The organism is Salinibacterium hongtaonis, from assembly GCF_003065485.1.
In the GTDB taxonomy this organism is placed as follows: domain Bacteria; phylum Actinomycetota; class Actinomycetes; order Actinomycetales; family Microbacteriaceae; genus Homoserinimonas; species Homoserinimonas hongtaonis.
Map to the genome: position 1 here is coordinate 2,677,994 of NZ_CP026951.1, position 12,521 is coordinate 2,690,514.

The window sequence follows — 12,521 nt, forward strand, 5'->3', positions numbered from 1 at the left end:
GCTCACCAGGTCTATGCGCGGCATGCATCCGCCTGTGTGTGATTTTAGGCGGGAATCGTCTAAACATTTTCGCACCCGACCGTGATGCTGCACCCGCTACTGATGATGCCCCGGGTGTCGGAAGCCCACATGAACACTCGCGTCCTTAGCCGATGATCTCCCAGGAGCCGGGGTTCTCCTGAGAGGCGACAACCTTCTGCGCCTGTGCGAACGCCGCATCCCGCGTAGCGAAACCAGGGACACCCTCTGTAGCCCATGGGCCAGTAGCGATCCACACGTTCCCGTTGTAAGGGACTCCATCTGCACCGTAGCCAGCGTGACCGTAGGATTCGGTGACGACAACAATCTGGCGTCCAGTCTGCGCCTGCGCCCACTTCGCTGCCTGCAGGACGGCGGTAGTCGCTTCGACTGACGGTGAGCCACCGACGAGACCAGCGAACTTCTCCGTGAGCGCGGTGCGGACAGACTCGGGGAGCGGCTCCTCGGAGCTGATGAGCACCTCGGTGCCGTCAGGGAGCTTGAACGGCTGAGCGGTCTTGTCGTTGTAGTTCCGGCCGAGCGGGCGTGCCTGCTCCTCGGTGAGGACATCACCGACGGAGAGACCCTCGATGCTTGAACTGTCCTCGACGGGAGCGCTGCTCTCCGTGGGCTTCGCCTCGGGTGCGATGGCACCGGGGCCGATGACTGCCACTGCAGCGCCGGCGATGAGTGCCAGGGCGGCGAGGGCCGAGACAGTGATGATGGTCGTCTTCTTGGACATTGGGTGTTCCCCTTTAATGCTCTGGGGGCGCCCGTGAAGACGACCTCCTTTCCTGTTGGGCCCTCAGACTCTTTATCTGTGGTGCTCACCAGGTCTATGCGCGGCATGCATCCGCCTGTGTGTGATTTTAGGCGGGAATCGTCTAAGAGCGTGCCCCCCTCAACGCGCGGGAGCCGGCGTTATCTCAGCCTGGATGCTCGGCGCTCAGTCGGCGGGGTTGGCGAGGATCGCGACGAGACGGCGTCGCGCGCGGCGGTACGGCTCGGGGTCGATCACGAATTCGCCTTCGACCTCCTGCAGTTCGCGGATTCCCTCGTCGCCGACCGTGATCGACATCGCCACAATGAGTCGTGCCTCCGCCTCACTGTCGCCGTCGGGGCCCGAATCCCGATGAGCGATCAGGCGAGGCGCTCGATCACAATCGCCATGCCCTGCCCCCCGCCGACGCAGAGCGTGGCCATGCCCAGCGACTGATCGCGCGTGCGCAGGCCATTCACCAGGGTTCCGATGAGCCGGATCCCCGTGGCGCCGAAGGGGTGACCGATGGCGATCGAGCCACCGAAAGGGTTAAGTTGTGAGTCCTCATCAACGCCCAATATGCGCGCGCTGGCCACCACCTGGGCGGCGAACGCCTCGTTGATCTCGACGATGTCGAGGTCGGCGACGGAGAGGCCAGCGCGGGAGAGCGCCAAGCGGGATGACTCGACCGGCCCCAGTCCCATGATTTCGGGAGAGAGGCCGCTCACTCCCGTTGAGATGATTTTCGCGAGCGGGGTGAGGCCCTTTCGCTTGGCATAGGCGGCCGAAACGACGACCGCGGCGGAGGCCCCGTCATTGAGCGGGCAGGCGTTGCCCGCCGTGACGGTTCCGACGGGGGAGAACACGGGGTCGAGCCCCGCGAGGCTTTCGACGGTCGTAGAGGGCCTGAGGCTGTCATCCGCCGAGAAAAGGGAGCCGTCGGGACGCACGACGGGAACGATTTCGCGCGCGAAGAATCCGTTGGATGCCGACTCTGCGGCGAGCCGCTGTGATCGCGCCGCGAAGGCGTCTTGGTCGGCGCGGGACGTGCCCGTCCTGCGCGCGACGTGCTCGGCCGTATGACCCATCTGAATGTAGGCATCGGGAACAAGGCCCCCGTCTCGAGGGTCGGTCCACTCCGCATCCGTGGCCATCAGCTCAGCAGTTCTGAGCGCCGGGGCATCGAACGCGGGGTTGCCGGCGGGCGCGATGAGCCCGAACCGCGACGTCGACTCGACTCCGCCGACGACGTAGGCGTCCCCCTCGCCGGACCGTATGGCGTGGAACGCCATCCGCATCGTCTGAATCGACGACGCGCAGAAGCGATTGACGGTGGTGCCGGGCAGGCTGTCGTGACCGAGCAGCACCGCCACCATGCGGGCGAGGTTGTATCCCTGCTCCCCCGTTGGCTCTGCGGTGCCCAGCATGAGGTCCTCAATGTCAGCAATCTCGACATCCGGCACCTTCGCGAGCACCGCCGCAATAACCTGTCGCGCTAGTTCGTCGCCTCGCACATCGACGAGCCCGCCCTTGCGAGCACGACCAATGGGCGTGCGGCCGAGGGAAACGATGACGGCGTCGTTGTCGTTGAGACTCATGGAGTCACCTTTCGATCAGGGGGCGGTGTCGGTAAATTGCGGTTGTCGGTGTCGGCGAGATCGATGCCAGCACCAGCGCGAAACCGTGATGCTCGGGCCACGAACCAGTCGACGGCCTCGGGATTCACAAGCGAGCCTCGATTGACTGCGTCATCCTCTGTGCGCCCGAGAAAGAGCTTCTTGAGGGGAACTTCGATGCGCTTGCCGGCGTGGGTGGTCGGGATGCCCGGGACCTGTTCGATCGTGTCGGGGACATGCCGGGCGCTTGCTCGACCGCGAATCGCGTCCCTAATCTTCTGTTGCAGTGCTTCATCGAGTTCGACACCCTCCGATAGCTCGACGAAGAGGGGCATCCAGTAGCCGCCACCGCCAGTCTCGATTCCCAATACGACGGAATTGCGCACACCATCGACCGTGTGCACTGCGGCATAGACGTCGGCGCTGCCCATGCGCACGCCATCGCGGTTGAGGGTCGCATCGGAGCGCCCGTGCAGGATGAACCCGCCGCGCGGAGTGCGGCTGATCCAGTCACCATGCGTCCACACAGAGGGGTCGGATGCGAAGTATGCGGCCTTGTAGAGCTCGCCTTCTCGATCGTTCCAGAAGCCGACCGGCATCGACGGCATCGGCTGGGTGATGACCATTTCGCCGATTTCGTTTACGGCGGCCTCGGTACCGTCTTCTCTGCGAACCTCAATGGCCGCTCCGAGCGTCGATCCCTGCAGCTCACCCACATAAACGGGCTGCCACGGGTTGCCGCCAATAAATCCGCTGCAAATGTCAGTGCCGCCCGAGTCGCTGCTCAGGTGAACGTCGGACTTTACCGCGTCATGAACCCAACGCCACGTCGCAGGCGAGAGAACAGAGCCCGTCGACATCAGCGTGTGAAGCGGGGCGAGGTCCCAGTCGTGCGCGGGCGTCAACCCAGACTTCTCGACCAAGGACAAGTAGGCCGCGCCGGTGGAAAACATGGTCACGCTGGCAAGCGACGCCACCTCGAATTGGCGATCGGCCCTCGGCCACGTCGGGGCTCCCGAATAGGTGACGACAGCCGCGCCGACGGACAGTGTGTTGACGAGAGTGTTCCACACCATCCATGCCGTGTTGGCTGCGGTGAAATAGCGGTCGCCGGACCCCAGCCCAAATTGGAGCCCCATGGCCTTAGACGCTTCAAGCAGGATGCCGCCGTGCCCGTGCACGATGCCCTTGGGTGCACCCGTTGTGCCGGAGGAGAAAAGCACCCAGAGAGGGTCGGAGAACCCGACCCTCTCGAACTGCAGCTCTGCGGTGGGGAGGCCATCGAGGTCGACCACCTCAGCAGCTGAACCCGGCCGAAGTGTGCGACCCCCTCCCACCAGCAGCACGGAGCGAACACTGGGCAGCTCTGCGGCGATGGTGTTCAGCGCCGGTGTTGTATCGATCCATTTGCCCTTGAAGGTGTATCCAGGGGTGCCGATGAGAACGACGGGTTCCAGGCTACGCAGCCGATCAAGCGTCGCGCTCGGCGCCAAGTCGGGCGAGCTTACCGTCCAGATGGCACCAATACTTGCCGTCGCCAGCATCGCGACAATCGTCTCGGGAATGTTAGGGAGGACGGCTCCCACCCTGTCGCCCCGGGTGACGCCGAGAGCCCTCAGACGTTCAGAAAGAATGGCGACGCGAGAAGCGAGCTCCCGCCACGTCCACTCCTGCACCGAGCCGTCTTCTGAGACGTTGATTACCGCCGCGTGCTCCTCGCGCCCGATCACGTGCCTCAGCACATTCTCGGCGAAATTGAGCCTCGCCTGCGGATACCAGACTGCGCCGGGCATCCGATTCTCCACAAGGGCAGGGGAGTCGTCGAAGCCGTCACCGACAATGCCGAAAAACTCGCGCAGAGCGCCCCAGAAGCCCGCGAGGTCGGTGGTCGACCAGCGCCACATCTGCTCGTAGTCGGCGATCTCGATTCCGCGATGAAGGCGAACCCAGTCACGAAACTGCGTGAGACGAGTGTTCTCCAGCTGCTCTTGCGTGGGAACCCAGGTGACCTCGGGTGCTGGCGAGTGTGCGCTCATCGCGCGATGAAGGAATTTCGCATCGAGCCGATTCCGTCCAGCTCCGTCGTCATGACGTAGCCATCGCGCATGAGGATGCCGCGCGACAGGCCGACACCCGCAGGGGTTCCCGTGAAGATGATGTCACCCGGCAGGAGCGTCAGCACCTGGGAGAGGCGATGGATGATCTCGGCGACACCGAAGAACATGTCGGAGGTGTTTCCCTCCTGCACGACGAGTTCTCCATCGATGCCAGGGCCCGTGAGAACGGCCCTGAACTCGATGGCGTCGCGGTCGGCAAACTCATCCGGCGTCGCGACAACGGGGCCGAACGGCCCGAACCCGGGGAACGACTTGCCCATGCTGAACTGCGGCACAGGGGGTCGACGCTGCACCGTGCGCTCGGAGTAGTCCTGGCCGATGGCGATACCTGCGACGTGATCCCAGGCGTCCTCGGCGGCAATGCCGTGACCCTCGACGCCGATGACGACGACGACCTCGGTCTCGTAGTCCACGTCATCGCTCGGCAGCTCGATCGTGGCGTTGGGAGCGGCAAGGCTGGAGCGGAACTTGGTGAAGACCATGAGCTCTTCTGGCGCGGGAATGCCCGCCTCTTCGGCGTGAGCCTTGTAGTTCACGCCGATGGCAATGATCTGCGGGGGACGCGGAACCGGGATGCCCAGGTCTGCCTCGTCATAGGCCGAACCCTCTGTCGGGGCGGTCTGTGCCCAGGCGCTGAATTCTTGCCACCGCTCGTAAACATCCATGGGGTCGGGGCCGAAGACACCGCCGCTTGCGCTGGCGATATCAACCGCTCCCGACTCCGTGATGAGTGCGACACGGCCGTTCAGGTTTGCAATGCGCATGGGTTTAGCCTTCCTGGGGCATACCGGGGAAAGGAACACCGTTTGCGAGCGACGGGTTTGCGGCGAGCTTGGCGACCCACACGTCGGGGAACGAAGGATTGGGCACCTCAACAGCGGGCCGGAACTCACCCGCATAGGCGCGCTCGTGGATCTCATCGGGCGATGCGCCCTGTGCGCGGGCTTCGAGGAGCAGGTCGGGGTCGAACTGCGGGCCGAGTTGATCCTCAGCAAACTCTCGCGATGCCCACATCCACTCGGTCGACTTGCCCCAGTCGCGAAAGTTGTCGATCTGGATCTCGATGCCGTTGCCATCGGGGTCGTTGTAGTAGATCGACATCGTCATGCCGTGGTCCATGCAGAACGCGGGCATGATGCCCATGTCACGCAGGCGAGCGTAGTTGTCGAGCCACGCGTCGAAGTCTTCGTATTCGAATGCCGTGTGGTGCAGTCCAGCCGTGTGCGGCTTGTCCACGGGAGGCTTGGTGCCGGGAATGCGCAGCAACGCGATGCGGTGGTTCGCTTCGTCGTTGGTGAGCCACGCAGCGTGCTCCGAGTAGAACACGGGCTGCAGGCCGCAGACCGCTTCGTAAAAGCGAACCATCGGGTCGATCTCCATGGTCATGAAGGTCGCGTGATGCAGCTTCGGAACACGGATCGGACGCGGGCGGGGGGTTCGTGAATAGACGGACAGCTCTGTCACTGGTTTCTTCTCTCTGTGATCGGGATGCAACCGGTCAGGCTGCGAAGGTGAGTGTGTCGACGCGAGGCACCCCGTAGGCATCGCGGTGGAAAATCATGGGCTCACGCTCAGAATCGACGTCTGCCGATCAAGCATGGTCCCTCCAATGTCGCCGGTTCCCTTTTCTTAAGCTGAACTGTACCGTACAGTTTGAAAGATGCAAGGTCAACACGTGTACCCGTGCCGACCGCGCATCCGCGGAGACAACTCAAAGGAGACCAGCCGTGCCCAGCCAGACCCCGACAATCCCGACTGAAATGGACGTCGAAATCGAGCCCATCGCCGGTCGATATCTGACACCCGTGGGCCTGGCGATGGCGGAAGGCGTGAGTGCCCTCCTCCCCACTATCCGCGCGCAGGCCCCTCAGGCAGAGCGCGATGGCAAGCTGTCGGCCGAGGTCATCCGCGGGCTTACCGACCTGGGCATCTATAAGGCAGTTGCCCCCATCGAACATGGCGGATTCGCCCTCGGCGCGCGCGATCTCGCCGAGATCGCAATGGCCCTCGGGCGAGCCGACGCGTCTGCAGGATGGAGCTTCTTCGTAGCCTGCAGCCTGCGCATGGTGAGCTCATTCCCCGCACCCCTCGTTGAAGACCTCTACAGTCGCGCCGCCGACCACTCGGGCCCCACGGCCGCGGGCGGCTCAACGTTCGCCGCCATCACCGGCACCGCAAGCCGAGTAGAGGGAGGGTGGCAGGTGGAGGGCAAGTGGACCTACACCTCCGGCAACCATGACGCCGCCTGGATATTCGGCGGGGTCTCGTGGCACGACGGCGAGCGCGGCGGCCACGCCATCGTCATGATGGACCCCGCAGGACTCGAGCACCTCGACGACTGGCACGTCTCCGGAATGGGCGCCTCCGACTCAAACTCCGTGGTCACTCGCCAGCCAATGTTCGTTGCTGACAAGCACTTCGTCGATCTAGCAGACCTTCCCCTCCACATGAACTCGGTAGCTTCACGATTCACTGGGCTCGCCTACCAGGCGCGGGCCCGTGCGTCGATGCTCACGGTCGCTACGCAGAACATCGCGATCCTCGTCGGCATGGCCGAGGGTGCCTTCGATGTCTTCGCCGACCTAGCGCAGAAGCGCAAGCCCTTCAGCCCGCCCTACCCAACGATCGCCGAAATGCCGTCGGCGCAGGTGGCCGCGGGCAAGGCGAAGGCGAAGGTCAATGCCGCGAAGGCGATCCTCCTGCAGTACACCGACCAGATCGACCACTTTGCAACTCACGGCGGCGACTTCAGTGCGGATGCCGAAGCCCAGGGGTCGATGGACCTCGCATTTGCCGGGAACCTGTGCCAGGAGTCAATCAATCTCGGCCTTCAGATCATTGGCTCGTCGGCGATGGCCCTCTCGAACCCGCTCCAGCGCTTCTCTCGCGATGCCCAGGTCATCCTGTCGCACGGGGCACTGCGCATTGAGTCGCTAGCCGAAATCACGGGCCGCCGCCTCCTGGGCCAGGCACCGTTCGACATGTTCGCAGCCGGCCTGCAGAATAAGGCTCCGACGCCGCCGACACCTTCTTCTCATTCCATACGTTCCGAGTGAGCGGGGCGAGGGTGCCGGCGCGTCTTTTGGCCGTCGGCACCATCGCTAGAGGCGGTCACGTACGTGCGCTTCATCCCATGGCCCTCCGCCTCATAAACTTGGACTGAACTGTACAGAGGAGAAGTCATGCCGCAGGTACGCTCGCACGGCAAGAGCACGAAGCGGGATGCGATCCTTGCCGCCGCTGCAGAACTGCTCCTTGCCAACGGCTTCGATGGCACGTCAATGGATGCTGTCGCAGCGAAGGCCCAGGTCTCGAAGACCACGGTCTACGCCCACTTCTCCGACAAGGTCAAGCTCTTTCACGCCGTCATGGTGCACGCCTCGTCCACCCTCATTCCGAGCCTTCATGATGCGCTGGATCTGATCCCCAATGTCAGCAACGAACAGCGGCTGACGGTTGCGCTGACAGAGGTCGTGCGCGCGGCAACCGCCGCGGAACTCATCGCATTCTTTAGAGTGCTCATCGCCGAGCACGAGCGACGCGTAGAGCTTCACGGCGTTCTCGACGTCGCCCGGGTCGACTCAGGCACGCCAACGGTGGTCCAAATTCTCTCGCCGTTTATTGTGGCCGTGGCAGAAGAACGCAATATGAAGCTCGCCGATGCAGACCAGTGGTCGATATTCCTTCTCCGGCTCGCGGCCCCCACACTGCAATTCGACATTCTCACCTCCGATTTCACGCCCAGTGACGACCTGATTCGAATTCATGTCGAGTTGGTCGTGCGCGTCTTCTTGAACGGGGCGTTCCCTGCAGGACAATCCGAGGCCACACTGCCCGCGGGGTACGACGCGTATCCGTGGGGCCCGGCCTTCGAACGCTGATCCGCCCGGTTGAGCCACAAGGCCTGCGCTCATCGGCGGAAAAACCCCGGCTTCCGCTATTCGGAATACCCACCCACGTCTACCGCCCGCACGGTGGAATATGAGATATGCCTGAAACCGTCACCGCCGCGGACCTCTTCTCCCTAAAGGGACAGGTGGCGATCGTGACGGGCGCCGCATCGGGAATCGGCCGGGCATCCGCCGAACTGCTCGCCTCAGCAGGCGCAACCGTAATCGCAGCGTCACTGCCCTCCGACCATCCGGAGGTGGCCGCCGAAGAAGCTCGGCTCCGCGGTCTCGACGTCGAATCATTTGCCTGCGACGTGACCGACCAGAAACAACTCTCGGCGCTCGTGAAGCATGCTCTCGACCGACACGGCCGCATCGACACGGTCTTCTGCAACGCGGGTGTCGCTCTCGATACCGGGCCGCACACCGTCGGAACCGACACCGAGCTCGACCTCATGTTCGACATCCACGTGAGAAGTGTCATCAGACTCGCTAACCTCACGCTCCCGGTAATGGCCGATCAAGGCGGAGGCACATTCCTCATCATGTCGAGTCTTTCGGGAGTTCGAGGCAACAGCTTCCTCGGCCAGTATGGGGTCACCAAGGCGGCCAACGCTCAGCTCGCGCGCAACCTCGCCGTGCAGTGGGGTGCCCAGAACATCCGCGTGAACTCGCTCTCCCCCGGGGTCATCGCAACCGCCTTCGCCGAGCCCATTACCTCGAACCCGGATGCTGCGGCTCGTCGACTCGCAAAGACACCGATGCAGCGCTTCGGAGAGCCCTACCATGTCGCCGGAGCCGTCGTATGGCTCGCATCCAAAGCCGGGTCATTCATGTCAGGGCAGAACATCATCATTGACGGCGGGACGGTCATCAGCGATTGACCGGATCACCCTTGGCACCGCGACCCCCGCTGCCGATACAGCCCGTCGGCTCGGTTTTCCAGGTCGCCTATACGTGCGCGGATGCCCGCGAGACGGCACTCGCATGGACCGCGAGTCTCGGCATCGGGCCGTGGACCGTTCGGGGGCCATTCACCGCACCCGGTGCGCTCTACCGAGGCGAGCCCTACCGCGCCGAGTTGACGGTCGCCCGCACATTTGACGGCGCTCTGATGATCGAACTAATCCAGCAGCACGACGAAGAGCCCTCGATCTTTCGCGACAGAACCACCGCAGAGGGATATGGCTTTCACCACGTCGCCGTCGCCACGAATGATTTCGATACCCGAGCCCGATCTCTGAGCGAGGCCAGCGGGCAGGCGGTGTTCGAGGATGTGCTTCCCACGGGCGCGCGCGTAGCCTTTTTCGACGGTGCGCCGGGCCAGCCGGGCATGGTGGAGCTCGTAGAACTTACGTCGGCGCAGTCCGCGTCCTACGACAGCCTCCGGGAACTCTGCCGCACCTGGGACGGCACAGACCCCTGGCGCAGGCTCTGACCTCCACGAACAGAAAGAACCTCCATGGCGATCTGCACCATCAACCCCACAACAGGGCGAATCGAAGCCGAATTCGCCGCCCATGATGCCGCCGAAACCTCGCGGCGCATCACCGAATCGGCGGCAGCATTCGCAGCACTGGGCGAAACATGCTTCGACGAGCGCGCCGAGTGGATGCGGGCAGCGGCTTCTCTGCTCGAGGCGGAGTCTGAGGCGACTGCGCGGCTTCTCACCAGCGAGATGGGAAAACCGATCTCGCAGGCCAGAGCCGAGGTGCTCAAGTGCGCCCGCGCTCTTCGGTTTTACGCCGATAACGCGAGCACCTTTCTCGCCGATGAGCCGGTCGCCGACCCTGCCATCGTTGCGGCCCAGCGTGCCGTAGTCACCTACCGGCCGCTTGGGGTAATCCTCGCGGTCATGCCATGGAATTTTCCACTGTGGCAGGCCATACGCTTCGCCGCTCCTGCGCTCATGGCCGGCAACACCGCCCTTCTCAAACACTCATCGAACGTTCCCCAAACCGCTCTCTACCTCGACGCCCTGTTCGAGCGCAGCGGGTTTCCTTCCGGCTCCTTTCGTGTTCTGTTCATCGGCGCCGGCGACGTTGAATCTGTCATCCGGGATGCACGAGTGAAGGCTGTGACACTCACGGGCTCGGAGGGCGCCGGTCGCGCCGTCGCCGCCATCGCCGGGTCTGAGGTCAAGAAAAGCGTGATCGAGCTGGGCGGATCGGATCCATTTATTGTCATGCCCAGCGCAGATGTGGAAGCCGCGTCGTCGATCGCAGTGAAAGCGCGCTTCAGTAACACGGGGCAAAGCTGCGTCTGCGCCAAGCGCTTTATCGTGCACACCGACATCTACGACGAGTTCACGCGCCTATTCGTTGAGAAGACACGAGCGTTGAACGTCGGAGACCCGATGGACGAGTCGGTTGAGATCGGCCCACTGGCCACAGAACAAGCCCGCGAAGATATAGCGGCGCTGGTCGACGACGCCATCGCCAAGGGCGCGAGCCTGCTTGCGGGAGGGCATCGTCCCGACCTCCCGGGATGGTTTTACGAACCGACCGTGCTGAGCGATCTGACGGATGATATGCGCATCGTGACCGAGGAATCGTTTGGTCCCGTTGCATCCCTCTATCGGGTAAACGATCTCGACGAAGCGATCACAATCGCTAACCAGACAGAATTCGGGCTCAGTTCCTCGGTATGGACGAACGACGCCGCGGACGAGGCGGCGTTCATCTCACGCATCGAGGCGGGGGCCGTCTTCGTCAACGGGATGACCGTCTCGTTTCCGGAGCTGCCCTTCGGCGGAATCAAAAACTCGGGTTACGGTCGCGAACTGGGGCGCCACGGCATCCGGGAGTTCACGAACGTCAAAACCGTCTGGAAAGGCTAACGGCGCTGCCGCACGGCCGAATAGCGCGCGCTGTCGTCAGGAGCGGCCTCGTGGCCCTCTGGCGATGACGTGCGAAGCCGCATCTGCTGCGGCGATGAGAGTGTCAGCGAAGGCGTTGAGAGCATCCTCGTCGGCAAAGGGGCCAAGATCGCTCACGGTGAGCACGAGCGCAACCTGGCCGTGTTCATCGAAGACGGGAACCTGCACGGCGGCGATGTCGCTGAGCGTCAAGATTGAGCTCGTGCTCACAATCGTCTGGGCTGCGTATTCGCTCCAGATCTGCGCGTACGACTCGCGCTCGGCGCTCGGATCTGTAATTGTGCCGATAAATCGGGCCGTGAGGTCTTGATCGACTGATACGCCAAATCCTCGGCGGCGTATTGCTTCGAGGCGAGCTTCAACCTGGCGGCGGTCGACGGCACCAACCAGGTGCCGCGCACGTTCCATCCAGAACGATCGCACCCGCTCGTGTGCCCACGCCGCGAACAGTGGCTCAACCGGTGCGGCGAAGGGAAGGGATAGTCCTATGGCTCGCAGCGGGCCGGTACCCGGGGGGCTCTCGCCGGGCGCGACCGGCGCACTAGGCACCATTCCAACGACGACAACCGAATCACCGACCAAAGCCGTGACGGCGATGTCACGGCTCAACCGACTGGCGATGGGCGCGAGCACCTCCGCCGCCGCCTGCGCTGCCGCCAGCCGGTCACCGATCAACCGCGCGTCAACCGCCTCCGCAGGGATGGCGAAGGCGCCGAAGCCTCCGCGACGATAGAGAAGCGGAGAACCGATATCGGATGTGCTCACGCCGAAATCCACGACGGCACCGACAACGAGCTGGTGGTCTCCATGACGTTGCACTGACTGCGTGCGAGCCTCAAACCAGACGACCGCGTCGTCGAGGCGGATCAGGCCGCTGTCTGTCGTCGTCAGACCCGATTGTTCATAGCGACCCTCGTCTTTTCGAACGAAGGAGCGCAGGAGGCTGTCGTGGGAGTCGGCGAAGACGCTCACCGCGAATCGGTCGGCGCTAACAATCGACTGAAAGGTCGACGACGAGTCGTCGCCGAAGTAACCCACGAGCGGTGGATCCTGGCTGATCGCCGTGAAACTGCCGACGACCATGCCAACGGGAGAGCCGTCGGGCAGTTGTGCGGTGACGAGCGCGACACCGGTCGGGTATTCGGCAAGTACTGCCCTCCATAGCTCCGATGCTTTCAGCGACATCGTCATGCCTTTCGCTCGCGCCCCATCTGGCTTTTTCCGAGGATGACGCTGCGCCGC

12 protein-coding genes are annotated in these 12,521 nt (G+C 63.6%); 5 read left to right on the plus strand and 7 right to left on the minus strand.

Going from position 1 to position 12,521, the window contains the following annotated elements; all coding sequences use genetic code 11:
• Positions 1–145: 145 nt before the first annotated feature.
• From C2138_RS12810 to C2138_RS12830, 6 genes are all read right to left on the minus strand, one after another.
• Positions 146–760 carry a hypothetical protein gene (locus C2138_RS12810; protein ID WP_108518397.1) on the minus strand — a complete coding sequence of 205 codons (615 nt, stop codon included), beginning with the start codon at positions 758–760 and terminating at the stop codon, positions 146–148.
• A 204-nt stretch (positions 761–964) separates the two neighbouring features.
• Complete coding sequence (locus tag C2138_RS13905) at positions 965–1,096, minus strand: hypothetical protein (RefSeq protein WP_277871903.1); 132 nt, start codon at positions 1,094–1,096, stop codon at positions 965–967.
• 62 nt (positions 1,097–1,158) lie between these two features.
• The gene (locus tag C2138_RS12815; RefSeq protein ID WP_108518399.1) at positions 1,159–2,376 is read right to left on the minus strand and encodes an acetyl-CoA C-acyltransferase; all 1,218 of its coding nucleotides are present in this window, start codon (positions 2,374–2,376) and stop codon (positions 1,159–1,161) included.
• Positions 2,373–4,430, minus strand: coding sequence for an acetoacetate--CoA ligase (locus C2138_RS12820; protein WP_108518401.1), 2,058 nt, complete (start codon positions 4,428–4,430; stop codon positions 2,373–2,375). The genes C2138_RS12815 and C2138_RS12820 overlap by 4 nt, the downstream gene beginning before the upstream one ends.
• Complete coding sequence (locus C2138_RS12825; RefSeq protein WP_108518402.1) at positions 4,427–5,275, minus strand: fumarylacetoacetate hydrolase family protein; 849 nt, start codon at positions 5,273–5,275, stop codon at positions 4,427–4,429. The genes C2138_RS12820 and C2138_RS12825 overlap by 4 nt, the downstream gene beginning before the upstream one ends.
• A gap of 4 nt (positions 5,276–5,279) precedes the next feature.
• Entirely contained in the window at positions 5,280–5,975 is a 696-nt protein-coding gene (locus tag C2138_RS12830; protein WP_199220434.1) for a VOC family protein, read from the minus strand.
• A 263-nt stretch (positions 5,976–6,238) separates the two neighbouring features.
• Between C2138_RS12830 and C2138_RS12835 the strand changes: the two genes are divergently transcribed.
• The 5 genes from C2138_RS12835 (at position 6,239) to C2138_RS12855 (ending at position 11,240) form a co-directional block, all read left to right on the plus strand.
• Entirely contained in the window at positions 6,239–7,567 is a 1,329-nt protein-coding gene (locus C2138_RS12835) for an acyl-CoA dehydrogenase family protein (protein ID WP_158268802.1), read from the plus strand.
• A 126-nt stretch (positions 7,568–7,693) separates the two neighbouring features.
• Positions 7,694–8,392, plus strand: coding sequence for a TetR/AcrR family transcriptional regulator (locus C2138_RS12840; RefSeq protein ID WP_108518406.1), 699 nt, complete (start codon positions 7,694–7,696; stop codon positions 8,390–8,392).
• Between the two features lie 107 nt (positions 8,393–8,499).
• Positions 8,500–9,285: an SDR family NAD(P)-dependent oxidoreductase gene (locus C2138_RS12845; RefSeq protein ID WP_108518408.1), complete on the plus strand. Its 786-nt coding sequence runs from the start codon at positions 8,500–8,502 to the stop codon at positions 9,283–9,285.
• 11 nt (positions 9,286–9,296) lie between these two features.
• Positions 9,297–9,839, plus strand: coding sequence for a VOC family protein (locus C2138_RS12850; RefSeq protein ID WP_158268803.1), 543 nt, complete (start codon positions 9,297–9,299; stop codon positions 9,837–9,839).
• 24 nt (positions 9,840–9,863) lie between these two features.
• A complete protein-coding gene (locus tag C2138_RS12855) occupies positions 9,864–11,240 on the plus strand; it encodes an NADP-dependent succinic semialdehyde dehydrogenase (RefSeq protein WP_108518411.1) in 1,377 nt (458 codons plus the stop codon).
• A gap of 36 nt (positions 11,241–11,276) precedes the next feature.
• Here the strand turns inward: C2138_RS12855 and C2138_RS12860 are convergent, their stop codons facing one another.
• Positions 11,277–12,464 (minus strand): flavin reductase, encoded by a 1,188-nt coding sequence (locus C2138_RS12860; protein WP_159078244.1) that lies wholly within the window; start codon positions 12,462–12,464, stop codon positions 11,277–11,279.
• Between the last annotated feature and the right edge of the window lie 57 nt (positions 12,465–12,521).